Below are 16,799 nucleotides of genomic sequence, written 5' to 3'. Positions count from 1 at the left end.
TAGGCTCAGGGCGCTTTACCCACGCCCGGCTTGAACCAGCGCTGGAACCAGGCGAGGTTTCGCTCATAGACGGCGAGCCGATGGGCTGGCTGCAGCTTGACATGGCCCTCGCCCGAAAAGACATACATCTCGGTCGGCCAGCCGGCATTCTTGACCGCCGCATAGGTCGGCAATGCGAAGCGGAACTCCTCTTCGCCCGCCTGGATCAGCAAGGGCACCGGCGGCAGCACCCCAAGATTGGGCGCCAGCGATCCCTGCTTCCAGAAGTCGGGACGGTCTTCGTTGAACCTTGGATAGCCCCACTTCGCGTACCAGTCCTCGAATCCCGGGCCAAGACTGGCCATCATCGCCGGATCCTCGCAACAGGTGCTGAGCGCGACAGCCTTGAACAGCCGCGAATGGATGAGCGCGAAGGTCGCTGTGGAGGCGCCGTCGCTTTGCCCGGTGATGCCGATGCGGGCGGGATCGGCAATGCCCCGCGCGATCAGGCGCTCGACGACGATTTCGAGGGAGGACTGGACGCTGCGCCGATCCAGCCAGTCCTTCTGGTTGGCCTGGAGGAAGCCGAAAAGATCGAGCGGTTTTCCCTGCAGGGCGTACCAGGGCGGCCGATTGAAGCTGAGGACCGCAAAGCCATTGGCCGCGAACAGCTGGATCGGGAATTCGTCAGCGGTCCCGCCGCGCAGGAAGCCGCGCGATTCATATTGGACGACGACGAGCGGCACAGGGTGGCCGGGGCGATAAGTGGAAGGAAGGACGAGGTCGGCGAAGGTCTCGATGCCGAATGCATTGCGCCAAACCAGGCGCTCCGGGACACGAAGCCGGATCGCGGCAAATTCCGGATTGGGATCGTAGATCGTGCGGACCTTGGCCCTGCCCACATCGACGCCGATCACATGGCGGGGCGCAGTTGCGCCCTCCGCCGTGCAGACCAGTTCCTCGGGCCCGAGCTGGCAGCCGAGCCAGGGGTCGGTCGTCCTGTGCAGAAGCCGCGGCGCGCCCTTGCCGAGGTCCCAACGCATCAACGCCATCTCGCTGCGCGCCACGCCTTGTCGCCTGAGGAACAGGATCGTGCGATCATCGCGGTTCCACAGGCCGATCACGTCGCTACAGGCCGGCTGCGGGCAAGGCAGTTCGCGACCGTTTACCGAGACATGGAGAATATTGGGCTTGAACAAGACATCAGGGTTGGCCGGCGCCAGCCAGGCACGATCCGCGCCGTTGCCCAGCGGCAGGGCCTGGATCGCCCCTGTGGGCCAGCCCGGCGTGCCCGCTGGCTCCAGGACGAGGCGCTGCGCATCGCTTGCCGGTCCTATGGTTCGATCCGCCAGCGTGATGACATCGGCGCGGCTGGGGATCGGGGATGGGGGATGCGGCCGGCCACCGGCGAGCGGCCAGAAACGCAGGTCGTAGCGCCAGCCGCCTGGCGCTTCGCCGTCGATCCGCCGCTCCGCATCGATCAGGCCAGCGCGGCTGGCATAGACGATCGCCTCGCCGCCTGGCAGCCACTGGAAATCGTCGATCGACACGGTCGAATGCGTCAGTTGCGTCTCATCCGTCCCATCGGGACGAACGAGATACAGCTGCATGATGCCGCCCACCGCCTTGGTGAACGCCAGAAGCTTGCCATCGGGCGCCCAGCGCAGGGCCGAAGGCACCGGCGCGCCGGCGACAAGGCCGGAGAAGCCATATTTGTCGAAGGAGAGCCGGATGACCTCGCCGCCATCGGCGACGATCCGGGGCGGCGCGGCGCTCCCCGTCTCCTTCACCAGGATGCCGGTGCAGTAGCGGTTGGACGATGGGTCGCCGCGCCGAAGCTGCAATGCCACATGCCGGCCGTCAGGCGACAGCGCCGCCGGCGGCCCGGGATAGCTATCGAACTGCATCCCCCCGAAATCGCGCAGGCGGACAAGGTCGAGCGCGGTGATCTCGCGCCGCGCCTCGACCGGCGCCGCGGCGGGCGGCAGCAGGTCGCAGGGCGGCTGGCTTGCCCAGGATGCGACCGGCACCAGCGCCATGCCAAGGGCAAGGCCGTCAAGAGCGATACGTCGCTTCCCTTCGCCTGCGCGGCCAACGAAGCGTCGACCCCGCCATCGCGCTGCCATCCGCGTCGATCCGGCTAGGGGAAGATCAGGACCGGTCATCGCTCACCACTCCTTGGTCAGCGAGACGCTGATGAAGCGCCCGATCGCGGACTGGTTGGTGGAATCGTAGCTCACATAATAGTCCGCTACCGCGCGCGCATAGGCAGGCTTGTCATTGAGAAGGTTGCGGACGGCCAGCGCCAAACCGACGCCCGGGACCAGTCCTTCCGGGGATGGGCGATAGACAAGAGCGAGATCGAAGGTCGTCTGCGAACCCACTCGGACAGCGGGGCTATTGCGGGTGTCGTCCACCCCGCCGATATAGTTTGCAAAGGCGGATGTGCTCAGGGGACCGCGCGTCCATGTCGCACCGGCCCGGCCCCGCCAGTGCGGCGGGTTGAAGATCGTCCCGGCAAGGTCGGTATAAGGCAGCGACGGGTCGAGCCTCTGGCGTGACTGCAGCCAGGATGCCGAGCCTGTCAGCGAGAGCCTGTCGCCACTATCGAGCTCAGCATCATAATGGGCCATAAGGTCGACGCCGCGGATCTTCTGCCGCGCGACATTGAAGAAGCTATTATAGACGGCGGCGACGACGGCATCCGGGTCGTAGGCCCGTCCCGAATAGTTGAAGAGCGGGACGGGTGACGCGGCGATCAGCGCCGATTGCTGGTCGGCATCGGGATAGGGATCGACAAAATCGTCGAGCGCCAGCCGGCCGAGGGCGTTGTAGAAGTCGGTGCCCTGGAACGGCTGCGCCACCCGGTCGCGATAGGCGACCTCGAAATAGCTGGCCTCCAGCCGCAGCCCGGTGACAGCGCGGGGATGGGCGACAAGGGTCGCCGACCAGGAGGTCGCGCGCTCGGGCTTGAGCGCCCGGTTGCCGCCATTGGTGAACAGCGCGGTCGCGCCCGCCGGGTAGCCCGAACCACCCAGGGTCGTCGCGTCATACAGAAAGGCATATTGGGGCTGGTATTGCTGGTACAGCGTCGCCGCCTTGAAGGACTTGCCCCAGGATGCTTTGAGATCCAGGTCCGGGCTCGGCGCATAGATAACCCCCAGCTTGGGCGTCAGCACGTCGTCGATACCGGGATATTTCTCGTAGCGCAGCGCGCCGGTGAGCGACAGGCGATGGATCGCGGCGACCGCCTGTGCTGGCGAGACCAGCGGGACGTAGATTTCGCCGAAGCCATAATAGCTGTCCTGGTGGACGTCGATCGGCTGGGGCAGGCTGGTGGAGCGGTTGAGATAGCCATTGTCGCGATAGCCGGCGCCGCCGGCGAACCTGACCGTGCCGGCGGGCAGGTCGAAGAGGTCACCCTGCGATGTCGCTTCGAGGGACTTGACCATGTTGCAGTAGCAATAGGGATAGGCGCTGACCGCGCCGGCCGCGGTGGTGGTGAACTGCCTGGTATCGGTCCGGTCCTCGCCATAGACGCCGCTGATGGCGAAGGTGAGCGAGGGCGTCGCTTCGAAAGTCAGCGACGGCGCGATCGCAAAGGACTGGTTGGTCGGCTCGGTCGTATAGCGCGGCCCGCCAGGCACCTGCAGGACAGTGGGAGCACGCCGCCAATTATAGAGGCCATCGATGCTGAAGGTCAGGTCGGGAGAAAGCGCATGGTGCAGGCTCAGCACCGCGCTGTGCCGCTTCACCGCGGGCAGCAAGGTCGTATTGCCCGGCATATATTGGGTATAGCTGCGCTGCCGCGCGGTGATCGCGGTGTCGCGCTCGAAATCATAGGTCGCCATGAGGCCGCCGCCGATCCAGGTCGTTCCCGCTACGAGGCTATATTGCTGCTGCGTGTTGCCGCCGTCGGTCGCGGAACCGAGCCGCGCAGTGGCGGAAGCGCCGTCATAGTCCTTGCGCAGGATGATGTTGGCGACGCCGCCGACCGCATCTGAGCCGTAGAGCGCCGAGGCACCGTCGGCGACGATCTCGATGCGCTCGACCGCGGCAAGCGGGATGGCATTGACGTCGATGGCCTGGGTGAAGGAGCCATAGGCGAGGCGATGGCCGTTGAGCAGGGTCAGTGTCGCATCTGGTCCGAGGCCGCGCAGATTGATGCTCGAGCCCGAATTCTGGTTGTTGTTGCTGCCCGGCGCACCTGGCGCCACGCCCGGGTTCTGGCCACCACCGAAGCTCTGCGGCAGCGTGCGCACCGCCTCGCCGAGGTCGGTCTGCCCGGCCTGGGCGATCTCGCGGCTGGTGAGGACGGTGACCGGCGAGGCCGGCGGTGCCCCGCGAATGCGCGACCCTGTCACAAGGATCGCGGCATCCTCACTATTGGCTGCCGCCGGGGCTAGCGGCGCCTGCGATCGCCCCACGATAAGGACAGTCCCGTCGCGCTCGACCGTGGCAAGGCCGCTGCCTGCCAGCACCGTGTCGAGTGCCTGCTTGAACGTATAGGCGCCGTCGAGAGCACCGGCGGACTTGCCCGCGACCGCCTCGGGGGTGAAGATGATCTCGCGCCGGGCGGCACTGCCGAGCGCTCGCAGCGCATCGCCGAGCCCTTGGGCAGGCATGTGCAACTCTTGGCGTGGTTCTTGCGCCCCGGCCGGAACGGCCAGCGCCCACAGGCTCGCCGCCAGGAAAAATGCACTCGATCTCTTGTTGCTCATGGATATCCCCTTGTCCCGTTTCAGGCCGTTCAGGGGTATCCATGCCGGTCAGGCGAAATTTATGAGGGTGGGCACGAATTTTTTTCGCGCGGGCCGCAGCGTCGGCCCAGCGCGATGCCTGCCGGGCTTTCCATGAGGGAGAGATCGAGCAGTTCTGCGAGGTTTGCGGCGAGGCGTGCGGGCTCGCGGACGCGGAAGATGCCCGATACGCGCAGGTCGCCGAGCTGGGGCTCGGTCAGGAGCAAGGGCCTGTCGGCATAGCGGTTCGCCTCCGCGAGCAGATCGCGCAGCGGCACGTTCCTGAAGTCACGCAGGTCGCTCGGCCAGTCGGGCTGGACCATCGCGGTTGCCTGAAGCACCACGCCCTTCCCCCCACCGATCGCAATGCCATGGCCGGCGGTGAGGCGCGTCACCTCGCCGCTTGCAAGCGACGATCCCGCAGCCGTGCCCGAGGCGGACTGGCGGACATCGATCAGGCCTTCGATGAGCGCGACGGATGCACCATCGCCGCGAAGCGCCACATCGAAGATGGTGCCGCGCGCGAGGACAGAGCCCCCGCCGGCCGCCACGACGAAGGGCCTCGGCTCGTGCGCGACGACGAAGCGTGCCCGCCCACGCAGCAGCGCCAAGTCGCGCCGCTCGGCCGAGAGCATGACGCGCACGCGGCTGTCGGCATCGAGGATCACCCGGGATCCATCAGCAAGCCGGAATGCCCGCACTTGCCCGCGCGACGTGGTGAGGCTCGCCTCGGCGCCACCCGCCGTGCCGGTTCCGTCCGCCTGGATGAGCGGATGGCCGGGGCCAATCGCGCGCATCGCAACCACGGTCAGGCCGACCAGCATGGGAACGGATACAAGGAGGAGCAGCAGCACGAGAATTGGGCTGCCCATCATCCGGGCGAGCATCATGGGCTGCCCTGCGGGACGACGGGCATCCGGGACCTTGACGGCCGACTTCAGCCCCTTCCCGAGGCTGAACACCTCGCTGATATGGCTATAGGCCTGGCGGTGCGCCGGATCTGCGGCAAGCCAGGTCTCTAACTCGACGCGCCGCGTCTCGGCTTCGGGACCGCGCATGAGGGCGAACCACATGGCAGCGTCCTCGCGCAGTTCGGGCGTTCGCGATCCATCTATCTGTGTCATTCGGTCTCTAGAGCCGTGGAGATGTGTGCCAGTGCCCGCCCGACATGGTATTGGACGGTGGGAATGGAGATGCCGAGCCGTTCGGCGATCTCGCGATAGGTCAGTTCGTCGAGGCGGTGAAGCAGGAACGCTTCGCGGGTCCGGTCGGGAAGGCCCTGCACGGCGGCCTCGTAGCGCGCCATGAGGTCGGCCTGCGCGAGGGCTTCCTCCTGGGCAGGCGGCACTGCAATGTCGGCTTCCTCGCCGATGGCGACATGGGCGGCGGCCATGCGGCGCGAGCGGCGGCGGCTCCGTTCGAACAGGAGATTGCGTGCGATGCGCTGGAGATAGGGCGCCGGGTTGGCCAGGCCCTCGCGCGCCATGAAGGCGGCGAGGCGCGCGAAGGCTTCCTGCACGAGATCGGGGGCCTCGTCCGTCTCGCCGATGCGACGGCGAAAATAGCGGGTGAGGCGCGGCGCCTCCGCCCGGTAAAGCCCCTCGATCCTGCTGGCCTTGCCGCCAATCTCATGCGCGTCTTCACCGGGGTCCGGGTCGGCGGGTTGCGCAGCGATGCGGCGCTCGCCAGCAAGCGCCCGGGCATGTCGCATTGGCATGGAAACGCACGACCTCGTCGGGCCAGCAGTCGTCGCGCCCCGGGGCGGTCCGGGGTTGGCGAGAGCTAGCGACGCGCGAGGTCTTTAGAAAAACCCCTGCCACCCGACCGCAGGGACGGATGTAGTGATGCCTGGCAGAACAGGAGGGAGGCGGGTGCCGGCGATCAACGCCTCCGCATCCCATGATAGCCAAAGGTGCGACGGGCGCAAGACGCCGGCTCAAGCCGGATCGGTAACGGCCCTGCGCAATTCGGCGATGCGCGACTGGCACAAGGCATGGACGCGCTGCCCAAGGACCTCGGCATGGCCGGCGAGCCATTCCAGGTCCTCGCGGCTGATCTTGTAATGGCGCGAATAGCGGCCCTTGCGATAGGCGTCCTTCAATTTCTGGTAGAGCGCGCGCTCCCGCCGCGTACCGCGCGGCCAGACGTCGAAGAGGCTGCGGTCGATATCCTCGGCAAGGTCCCGCAGGAACAAAATATTGTGATCGTATGGCGTATAGAAAGTGAAAGTCAGCAATAACCCCTGATAGAGATTCTCCACCATCTGATGGAGAAGGAACGCCGACAAATTTAAATGCTCACGACGCATGGCGTCTTGGTAGCCACCAAAAAATTCGGCTGCGTCAGCCATATACTCGGCGAAATAATCTTCCGCAGCAGCCAAGGCCATGTCCGGTGTCTTGGGAACCGGTGTCTTCAGCGGCCGATCGTCGGATTCGTAGAGAAGGATGCCGTCGTTGAGGATATTCATGAAAAACAGTCGGCCATGCGCCAGCCCGTCGTTCACCTCCTGCAGCGAGTGGACGATGAAATTGGCGGGCGTACCGAGCGTCTTCTCGAAATTATAGGCGGTGACGATCCGCTGGTCGGTCTCGTCCCAATAGGCGGCACGATCCGTCAGGTCCTTCTGGTTGACGATCACCAGGAGGTCATAGTCGGATTTGTACCGGTTAGCATCGAGCGGCGCATCTACCCAGTCGCCGCGGGCATAGGATCCGAACAATATGATCTTGAGGATCCGGCCGGACTTGCGCCGCCCCGTCGCCGCCACGGTGGCGTCGCGAAGCCCCTGGAACAGCATTTCCACGACAAGGTCCAACTCGCGCTGCTTGTGTAGCGGCAAATGATCGAGATCGCTCCGCATAGCTCAGGCCTGGCGCGCGCTGCCAAGGAAGGGGACGGCGATGCGCAAAGCGTGGGAACTCCAAATGCGTGGGCGGGACCGGTTGCTATGCAGGACAGGCGAGCAAGCAGCACAAATATAGAACGGGAACGCGTTGAAGCACAAGGTTGTAGGCGGCCGTTACAAAAGCTGGTCAAGATCCGTCACTGATCGGCAGCGACCAGCCGATTAGGGTTCAAGACACCGCGACGAGGCCATCCTAGGGGCGTCACATAAAATGGGCAAAGATATACGCTCTCATGACTGCCATCCGAGATACTGACCAAGTTTACCCCTTCGCTGGCCGCAAGACCAGCGTTCGCATTGACCTTGGCGGGTGTGCCGCGGACGCCTGATCGACGACGATTGATCATGCTCTCATCCGCGGGTTGGTTACCGCACTACCCGTATCCGTCGCTGGGCCTATCCTCCGTCTAAGTTCGGGCGTCGGACGAACCTGCCCCACCGTATACCGTGGATTGCCCATCACAGTCGGGTGCCCGCGGCACGCCAGCCAAGGCTATGCAGCTGGTGCGCTGGCGCCTCCTCTCGCGATCGTTGTACGTCGATCAGCCAGCCACCGCCGGTGACACCCGACGGGCGATGTCCCAGGCATAGCCGACCAGTTCACGCGCGATTGCAGTGGTCACCTTTGGCTGTGGTTTGCCGGCGGCGGCCAGGCGCCGGTAGCGCTGACACAGGCGAACCTGTGCCTTCCACCCGATCTCTTGGATATCCTCGGGCATCTCGATGACCCGCTCACGATAGCGTCGCTCCTCGCGTGCGGGCAGTCGATACGACCAGCCAGCCTCGATCAGCATGGTTCGTGCCTGCGCGTTGCCCGCCCGCGTGATCCTGCCGCGTTTGGTCCGGGCACCGCTGGAGTGCTCGGACGGCACCAGGCCGACATACGCCATCAACTGCTTAGGATTGTCGAAGCGGGTGAGATCGCCAACCTCGGCCACCAGCGTCGCGGCGCTGACCAGCCTGATGCCGCGCAGGACCTGTAGATTGCGGACCAGCGGCGCAAAACACCATGCGTCCACCGCTTCAGCCAGCGCCGCTTCTAAGCGCCCGACCCGTGCCTGCGCCTCCAGCACCCGCTTCTGCATTTCCTCGAATGCCAGTTGCTGATGGGGAAAATCGAACCGCTGCTCGGACAGCCACCGCCAGTACATCTTTGTCCAGGCTGCCCTGCCGCCAAAACGACGATCGTGTCGCAACAGGAAGCTGCGCACCGTTTGCTTGGCCCCGATGGCATCGTCCTGCGCATTTCGTCGAGCGCGGATGAGATCGCGTACCGCCTCATGCGCTTCGTCCGGCACCCAGATCGCCGTGAGTTCGCCGGCGCGTAAAAGCCGCGCCAGCGTCATTGCGTCACGTCGGTCCGTCTTCACATGGTCGCCCGGGCGTCGCGGCATCATTGAGGGGGCGATGACGATGCAATTCTGTCCCAGCTTTGTCAGCAGTCGATGCAAACCATACCCACAGGGACCCGCTTCGTAACAGACATTCAACGTCACGCCCGGTGACGTCAGCCGCTTGACCAGTTTCCTGACCGCATCGTCCTCATTGGCGACCGTGCCGACGAAACGCACCTCGCCTCCGCGTTCCCCTTCGGCAACTGCGACCGCAATGGTCTCCTTATGAACGTCCAGACCAACATATTTCACTGCCTTCACCATGACTCGCCTCCGCTGCTGAAAAATCCATCATCAGCATCTCAGATTTGAGCCACCGAGGCTCTGGCAGTCATGGGGTCTAAGGGTTGCGGGTGGCCGAGAACACCTGTGTGTCGCACATTGCTTCCAAGGACGCGGTTTGGGACAAAACTGCCGTTTGCGAGCCGCGCCGGGAACGGCAGGTCCCTATTCAACACCTGCCATTCCTGGAGCACTGATGATCGTTCCCGGAACCCGCAGGACTGGCCGGTAGGCGACTGTCGGGTTTGGAGCCGGGATGCGGGAATAGCCGACCCTCGCGCGGGGCGGCTGCCGACCAGATTGCGCCATTCGTGTCTGACGGCGCGAACGTCGCAATCTAACAAAAGCGGTCATTCGGGTTTTCTCATGATAACACCCGGACTTAGATCGCTAGCGCTCACCGCTCAACTCTATTCCAAGGGGATCAGCAGGACGCAGACATCGTCCTTGGGCGACATGATTGTCGTTCGGATCTTCGCGCGCGTCACGCTGACGCGGAAATTCTGGCGCGCCTGCGTCATCGGGCCGGCGTTCACGTTGCCGCCGACGATCCGATCTGGGTTGCCCACGATCTCGCCTTTGACCCGCTTCGGCCAGCCTTCAAAGATGATGACCTCGTCGAACTGCTTCCCCTTGGCTTTGTGCATGTTCATCACGACAACACCTGACTCAGGCTTGTGCGCCGTCGCGAAATGCTCCTGAACGAATGACTGACGCGTGATGGCAAGGGCGTTTCTGTAGCCGCCAGTTTCGCGCCAATCCTGCGAGAGGCTCTGACGGAGCTGCGTGCCCCGTTCCAGCAGGCGAACATTACGGGCTTCTTGGGCAACCTCCACGAGCCGCTTGCAGCCACCCGCCTCGAGGACGGCGCGAACCGCCGTCCAGTCGGCATCAGGCTGGCCGGTCAGCACAACGGCGCTCGCAGCCTGGTGTACGGCGAACGTCGCCTGCAGGACGCTGTTGCCCGGCGTCGCCTTGCCTTTTGCACGGCATCCATTCCACTTTTCCAGCGCGGACCTGAACCGCGCGGCTTCCTCCAAGTCGCCCTTCGTCGGCGTCGCGCCGCCGCGTCCGTCGAAGAAGCTGCAAAGCACGTCGACGAACTCGTCGAAGTAGCCATTATGGCTGCGCTGCTGCAGGAGGAACGCGATCACCTCGGCGGCTAGGATAGGGCCTTCCATATCGATGGCCGCCGTATGAGCGATCGGCGGCACGTTTCCGAACGGCGCGCGCAGATTGTCGGACACCAGACGCGTCATGCGCTTGGTGGGGACCAGGATCGCAAGCGACCAGTCGCGCTGGCCTAGCGCGAGGAGCCGTTGCCGGGCCTTCAGCACCTGAGCAACGAGCGAGGCATAGGCCTGGTTCGGATTTGACGCGAACCATTCGGCTTCCACGCCCTGATAGGGTTCGTCGCGAAACTTGCCCGTGAGGAGATGATTGCCGAAGATGGCTATATCGGTGCCCTTGCTGCGGTGATTGTCGCCGGCGAGGTCGTGCTCCGATGGCGTGAACGCGGCCCTGAAGTGGTTCAGCCGGTCGGGATCGGCGCCGATGAAATCGAAGATGCGCTGCTCGGGATCGGCCAGCGCGATCAGCGTGCTGCTCTTCCCGATCGCCTCGACGGCGTGCCATTGCTCGGCGCTGGTGTCCTGAAATTCGTCCAAGATGATGAACGGGTACATGGTCGAGACAAGCTCGCGCACCTTGACCGAACCGTGCAGCAGGATGGCCACGCGCTCGGCGAACAGATCGAAGCAGACCTTGCCTTCCTCAGTCGCGAGCCGCATGCGTTCGGCAACTTCCAATGCCGCCTTCTGCGCTTTTTCCTCGTCCGACAGCTTCGACGGGGCCTTGAAGACGCTGCGGATCGACGACAGCGCGATCGCTTCGTTCGGCGGCGTCAGGATCGTCATCCGCCGCGGAAACCCGACTAGGTAGCCATGGGCCTTGAGGATGCGCCAGAAGAACGAGTGATAGGTATCGACCTCGATCCGCTTCTTTTCCTCCTTGGTGACTGACCGCTCTTCGTCGATTGCCTCGAACACGCGGGAGACGGTCGCGCGCGCGAAACTCAGGAAAAGGATGCGCTGCCCAGGCCGCAGTTTTTCACGCGCTATCCTCGCCGCCTTCAGGATCGACACCGTGGTCTTGCCCGAGCCGGGACCGCCGACGACGAGCTGGGGCCCGTCCGCGGCCAGAACTTCCTTTTGTGCCGGCGTCAGGTCGACCATGGCGCCCTCTAAGCAGCGGGCCCGAGGCCGGTCTGCCCGCCATTGCCGGCCAGAGGCACGGGCGGAGCCGGTGGAGCGGGCGGCGCTGGCGGGACCGGGGGCGCTGGCGGTACTGGCGGTGCCGGGGGCGCGACGGGCGCGGGCGGCGGATCACAGATGGCCTTCAGCGTTATGCAGGCGTCGCGGATCCATGACGGAATCTCGGCCTCGGAACACTGACCCAGAAAATCGGCGATGCCCCAATTGCCTTTGGCCCAGCCGAAATACTCTTTTAGCGCCGGGATCAGATTGGCCTTGGGATCGGGATATTTGCCGAGAATGTGCAGCGGCCAGTCGAGCGCATCCGAGAACCGCTCTAGCGCCTCCTGGGTCGTATTCTTGAGGATCAGATCCTCGATCCCCTTTTCGTCGTGCATGAAAAGCCGCTCGACCTGGGCTTCGATCGCCGCCTTCGCCGGATCAGTCTGCTTGTCGCATAGCCCGAAGGTCCGCTTGCCAAGGCCCTTATACAGCCCCGCGAGGTCGGCGATCTGCGACTCCGTCCCTGCATCGATAATGCAGATGCCCAGCGCCTCAATCGAGGCATAGGTCGCGGCATTAAGCTCGGACAGTCGGCGCGCGGCCACGGGGAAGGCGCTGGCCTCGGTCGCCCCCTCGGCGATCAGCACGCGGCGGGATAGAAGACCCTCGCAGAAGCGAGTGCGAAACTCCTGACGGTAGCGTTTGTGCTTGACGCTATCGGGCAACGCGATCTGCGCCTGGCTCAGTGTACCCACGCTGTCCCGTGACAGAATCACAGTCTCGTCCAGCTTGAACTCCTCCAGGACGTAGGGCGAATGCGACGTGACGATCGATTGCGCCGCCAGCTTGCGCAGCTCGTGCACGATCCGCTTCTGCGCATAGGGCGGAATCGCTGTCTCGACCTCCTCCATGGCAAAGATGACGTTCTGCTTGTCCTCGGCGATCTGTGACAGCATCGCCAGTACCAGCATGTTGATCGTGCCGGTGCCCTGCCGGAAGAACGGCGCCGCATGAGTACCGTCGCCGGTCGCGATGAAGGCGGTCACGACCTTGCGCAGGTGCTCGCGCGTCAGGTTCGACACCTTGAGGTGCGGCTTCACGCCCCATTCGCGTGGCACATATTTCTTCAGCGACTTGTCGATGCTGTCTAGCACGCCGGAAATGCCGAGTGCCGGATCGCTTGCGACGTCGAATCCGGAGAGCGTTCCGATAGTGCCTTCCCACATCTGCGGCCGGATTTCCTTCAGGCGCAGGATGATGTCGAGGAGGCTGCCGTGCTCCAGGCTGAGCGCGCGCGACCCCGTGCGCAGCGAGCGCAGAAAAAGGAAGCCACAGTGTTGCTTGTCCTTCTTTGAGAAGGGCTCGGGCTTGTCGCCTTCGGTCAGGCTGCGCGAATAAAAAGTATTGCCGGTAAAATCGTCTTCGTCCGGGTCATAGGCGCCGATGAAGGTGACACGCAGCGCGGCCTTGATGTCCGCTGCATCGACGCCCGCCGGATTGGCATCGGTGAAAAAATCGCCCGTTGCGACGTTGAGCCATTCGACATGCCCGCCGAACCTGGCCTGCTGTTCTTCGGATAGGCCAATGATGGTAACTTCAACCGTGATTTTCGGCGCCTCACCGGGGGCCGCGTCCGCACCCTCATCCGGCTCAGCGCCTTCCTCGGGCGCCGCTGGAGCTACGGCAAGATAGTTGCCCTCGAAAAAATCATGCTCGTCGACTGGCGGGCGGCGGCTCAGTCGATCCGGACCCAGCGCAAGGTCTATAGCTTCGAGGACAGAGGATTTGCCCGTGTTATTGTCGCCGATGAGGACGGCGTGGTCAGGCAGGACCAGTTTCGTAGAACTGATGCCCCGGAAATTATGGATCGATACGGCGTAGATTTTCAACGCAGCCCCCCGGCGCAATTCAGTTCTATTGTTTTCCCTGCTCACAGCTACCGTCGATTCGATGCGACGTCACCCACCATTCCAGCGAAAGCCACTACGGGGGCGGGACTGCGGCATAAAGAATCCTTGTCCCTGATGTTATCATATTATTTGTTGTCGCGTGGGGTATCCGCCTTCCTCGCCCGCGCAAATAACTTCTCGAAGTCGGCGCGGTATCCCTCCGCAAAGCCGCTCGTACCATCAATTTCAACGACGAGTGGATGGCCCGCTCGAGTCACCGCCATGTACGGCGAGACAAAGATATCGCCGCCCGTGTCGATCATCATGTAGGTTAGGTCATCTTTGGCCAGCTGAATGTCGAGTTGCCCCCCTTCGAACGACTCTTTGTACTCATCCATCAGTTCGCCGAGCAGGCCTACGAAGTCCCTAATATGACCTGCATAGTCCTTGCCCAGCAGCTGCGTTTTAGCTTTCGCAACAAGGCCATCAGGGTCCATGAAGACAATCCTGACTTGGCCGCCGTCGTGCAGGATTCTTGCCACCGCAGACTTGAGTCGTGCCCGGAACTCACCCTGTACCCAGCCTGATAGCGAGTTTCCAACGATGTCTAGCCGATCGGTCGCCTTCGCCAGAATTGAGAACCAGTAGTCAGGGTTGTGCTCCCGCTTGTCCGACACACTGATAACGCCAGCCTGCAATCTATCCCTCGTCTCGAGCTCAATCGCGCGTACCGACCGCAGCGACCTGCGCAACGCGTCGGTGATGCGTGATTGCGGAGTGTCTGAGAATTCTGACAGGGTCGCGAAAACGATCGAAGCCAGCAGCGATCCGATTACGCCTAGCGCGACGTTGCGTACCCCGTCATGTGTCGTGTCCGCTGCAATCAGCCCCGCTGCGATCAGTGCTGCGCTCAGAAATCCCATCGCCGTGGAGAAACCCACTTTTCGGATCGGACGTGTAAATTCGTCGTCTACTTCCATTGCGTTCCCAATTAGTAACGTCGTCTTCGGCTAAATGAATAGTTGGAATTGCACTACACTGCGTCAGAAGGAGATGGTCCGCCAGCGTCGAAACTAGTCATTCGCAAGCTATCCCACAGCCCAATCGCTAATCTTTGAACGTCTTGTACCATGGACGAGTGCAGAATACCGGCCCGGGCCATTTGGAATAGCAGCCAAACGCTTAAAGGCGATTCGGTCCACGGAGCTAACCGTCGGTTTGTATGACTGATGACGACATTCCCGCGTAGAGGTCCAGCCTTTGCGAAAGTTGGGCCGTTGCAAAGGTATCGCTTTCTCCCACGACGTGGCAGCCGTAGAGGAAGTCGTCGCCAAACCAGCGGCGCTCCTTGACGATGGCATCGAGTGCGAAGCGAAAGGTCAGCTGCGCTGAGAGATCGAACCAATCTTCCGTGACGAGGTGCGTCGCCGAGAGCCAATCGTAGACGTAGCGGCACTCATCGAACGGGATCACGTCGAAGAACATTCGTGTGGTCTTGCCCTCCGCGACGTAGCTGAAGCGCCTCGTTTCTCGGATGTTCGGATGCGCAGGATATGCGAGTTGCGCGAAAGCCGGATAGAAGCCGATCTCATGGGTCGGCCAGTCGCACAGAAAGGGCATCACCTGTTCGTAGGGGAAGTGTCTGATAGCCTTCATTGCGGGCGTCCAGAGGGTCTCATCGTGGCGCCAAGCGTAGAAGCAGGCGATCAGGTCCTCGGCTGACAGCTTACTTGGAGATGAGCCAAGGAGCTGATTTTTCCATGCCTTGGCGAACTCCTTCACCCGCGACGAGGGTGGTCTGAAATTGACGTCAATTGGGTAGAAGCCCAGCCAAGCCAGCGTCCAGATGAGTGAAAACATACTGGACTCGCTGATGGCATCGCCATCCATGTCGACATCGGTCGGGTGCCATGAACCATCCTCATCCTCCCGGAAGGCGTCATCGTTGAACTTGGCGAACCGCCGTCCACGTGCCGCCGCTTTGGCCAGATCCTCGTCGAACAGCACTTTGTAAAGGCCTCCGTCTGTAATCCGCGTGGTGGGCGCCACAATCTCAGCGATGTCCATGATTTGGCGAGTGATGAACGAGCCATAGTTCGCACTGAAATTCGTGCGTACCTCCTCCGGGAAGCTCGGCGAGTCTTGATCCCAGTCTGCGTCGTCATCTTCAACGCTGTCGCCGCTAGGCTCAGAGCACGGTTCATGGTCGTATGCTGAATAGCCGTGGACGGGAGGTCCCTCGATCATAACTCCGTCGTCTTCAACGAACCCCTTCGGGAAAAGGTAGGCGGCAACTAGCGAGGAATAAGTTTCGAGCGTGTGGCCCTTGGACATGTCCGGTTCGGCGAAATTTGTTACCAGCACGCCGAGCGGCGACAGGGAGCTGGTTCGGAATATGTCGACAAGTAGCTTTGTCGTCTTCTGCTCCTTGCTCGGAAGAGGACCGCATGCGTCTAGGTAGATGATATCGAAGCGCCGGGGCGTTCCGACGAAGTAGTCTCCAATACTAACGGGAACAAACTTGACGCCGCGCAGGCCGAGCGACCTCAGCTCATCAAGCCCCGTCGCGATTGCGTCCGTGTCCACCTCGAACGCCCAGATGTTTTCAGGGCGGAGACCCAACTCTAGCAGCGCGAGGAGGTCGTTCGACGGCTCTGGTCCGGCCAAATAAGCGACGGTCAGGTCAGCTGGAGATCGCGTGCCGACGGCTTCCTGCCGGAACGCCTGCCAAGATGAGATGTCGCTCTCGTCGCAAGAGGGAGCCGTGGCAACTCGAATCGCGTCGTCGCTCTCAGCGAACGCGGCCTTAATGCGCGACGGATAGTCGGCCGGAACGATCGCCGCCTCCTGCCTTCGCGTGGTCAGCAGTTCGACTGCATGGGCTAGGGACCGCCGCCTTGCCATGTTCTTGGTGGGTTGATTGTAGCTGGGTGCCTTCGGGCGCTTGGCGGCATGGTCAGTCATAAGACCGGCCTTAAACTGCCAACAGCAGGCCGCAAGATGCACGGAGTTCTTTTAATTTGCTGGTGAACGACTGCTGGCTGCTTGCGGCTTCCCATCGCTCGTCCAGCCGTCACAGGGCAAAGCCTTGCACTTTCCGACTGCTGACGGGAACCAGGAGAAAGTCTGGTCCTGACGGAAGCTGCCGTCGCCTCGCGACATAACGAATGTCCGGAAAGTCCCACACCACGTCATTGCTGAAGGTCGGCTTCCTAGCGCTGGAAAGCCGGAGTTGAGCGGCAAGGATGGGCGCACTTCCGCCGGGCCGCTCAACGAACCGAGGATGGTCGGTTCGGGCAGGAGCGGTCATTCAAGTCCGTTCTCCGGAACGCCTTGAGTTGGTCGGCAGCCGA

Annotated in this window: 10 protein-coding genes; all 10 read right to left on the bottom strand. The window is 63.0% G+C overall.

What is annotated here, in order from left to right:
• Positions 1-5: 5 nt before the first annotated feature.
• A complete protein-coding gene (locus tag A0U87_RS15925; protein ID WP_240700572.1) occupies positions 6-2,144 on the bottom strand; it encodes an Atxe2 family lasso peptide isopeptidase in 2,139 nt (712 codons plus the stop codon).
• 3 nt (positions 2,145-2,147) lie between these two features.
• On the bottom strand, positions 2,148-4,700 hold the full coding sequence (locus tag A0U87_RS15920; RefSeq protein ID WP_137405692.1) for a TonB-dependent receptor: 2,553 nt from the start codon (positions 4,698-4,700) through the stop codon (positions 2,148-2,150).
• Between the two features lie 59 nt (positions 4,701-4,759).
• Positions 4,760-5,791 carry a FecR domain-containing protein gene (locus A0U87_RS15915; protein WP_240700571.1) on the bottom strand — a complete coding sequence of 344 codons (1,032 nt, stop codon included), beginning with the start codon at positions 5,789-5,791 and terminating at the stop codon, positions 4,760-4,762.
• A 47-nt stretch (positions 5,792-5,838) separates the two neighbouring features.
• Positions 5,839-6,435 carry a sigma-70 family RNA polymerase sigma factor gene (locus tag A0U87_RS15910; RefSeq protein ID WP_240700570.1) on the bottom strand — a complete coding sequence of 199 codons (597 nt, stop codon included), beginning with the start codon at positions 6,433-6,435 and terminating at the stop codon, positions 5,839-5,841.
• Between the two features lie 219 nt (positions 6,436-6,654).
• Positions 6,655-7,581, bottom strand: a complete 927-nt coding sequence (locus tag A0U87_RS15905; protein WP_137405690.1) for a HEPN domain-containing protein — start codon at positions 7,579-7,581, stop codon at positions 6,655-6,657.
• A 587-nt stretch (positions 7,582-8,168) separates the two neighbouring features.
• Positions 8,169-9,284 (bottom strand): IS110 family transposase, encoded by a 1,116-nt coding sequence (locus tag A0U87_RS15900; protein ID WP_125986459.1) that lies wholly within the window; start codon positions 9,282-9,284, stop codon positions 8,169-8,171.
• A 428-nt stretch (positions 9,285-9,712) separates the two neighbouring features.
• A complete protein-coding gene (locus A0U87_RS15895) occupies positions 9,713-11,536 on the bottom strand; it encodes an ATP-dependent helicase (protein WP_137405689.1) in 1,824 nt (607 codons plus the stop codon).
• Positions 11,537-11,544: 8 nt separating this feature from the next.
• Complete coding sequence (locus tag A0U87_RS15890) at positions 11,545-13,446, bottom strand: AAA family ATPase (protein WP_137405688.1); 1,902 nt, start codon at positions 13,444-13,446, stop codon at positions 11,545-11,547.
• A 146-nt stretch (positions 13,447-13,592) separates the two neighbouring features.
• Complete coding sequence (locus A0U87_RS15885) at positions 13,593-14,426, bottom strand: hypothetical protein (protein ID WP_137405687.1); 834 nt, start codon at positions 14,424-14,426, stop codon at positions 13,593-13,595.
• Positions 14,427-14,652: 226 nt separating this feature from the next.
• A complete protein-coding gene (locus A0U87_RS15880) occupies positions 14,653-16,410 on the bottom strand; it encodes a hypothetical protein (protein WP_137405686.1) in 1,758 nt (585 codons plus the stop codon).
• Positions 16,411-16,799: the final 389 nt, after the last annotated feature.

Origin of the sequence: Sphingobium sp. MP9-4 (assembly GCF_005281675.1) — a bacterium.
Classification (GTDB): Bacteria; Pseudomonadota; Alphaproteobacteria; order Sphingomonadales; family Sphingomonadaceae; genus Sphingobium; species Sphingobium yanoikuyae.
The sequence above is the reverse complement of the archived record's forward strand: the minus strand, read 5'-3'. Positions and strand labels throughout refer to the sequence as shown.

Coding starts and splice junctions, on each gene's coding strand:
- A0U87_RS15925 (WP_240700572.1), bottom strand. CDS start 2,144: ATGACCGGTCCTGATCTTCCCCTAGCCGGATCGACGCGGATGGCAGCG.
- A0U87_RS15885 (WP_137405687.1), bottom strand. CDS start 14,426: ATGGAAGTAGACGACGAATTTACACGTCCGATCCGAAAAGTGGGTTTC.
- A0U87_RS15915 (WP_240700571.1), bottom strand. CDS start 5,791: ATGTGGTTCGCCCTCATGCGCGGTCCCGAAGCCGAGACGCGGCGCGTC.
- A0U87_RS15900 (WP_125986459.1), bottom strand. CDS start 9,284: ATGGTGAAGGCAGTGAAATATGTTGGTCTGGACGTTCATAAGGAGACC.
- A0U87_RS15880 (WP_137405686.1), bottom strand. CDS start 16,410: ATGACTGACCATGCCGCCAAGCGCCCGAAGGCACCCAGCTACAATCAA.
- A0U87_RS15920 (WP_137405692.1), bottom strand. CDS start 4,700: ATGAGCAACAAGAGATCGAGTGCATTTTTCCTGGCGGCGAGCCTGTGG.
- A0U87_RS15895 (WP_137405689.1), bottom strand. CDS start 11,536: ATGGTCGACCTGACGCCGGCACAAAAGGAAGTTCTGGCCGCGGACGGG.
- A0U87_RS15905 (WP_137405690.1), bottom strand. CDS start 7,581: ATGCGGAGCGATCTCGATCATTTGCCGCTACACAAGCAGCGCGAGTTG.
- A0U87_RS15910 (WP_240700570.1), bottom strand. CDS start 6,435: ATGCCAATGCGACATGCCCGGGCGCTTGCTGGCGAGCGCCGCATCGCT.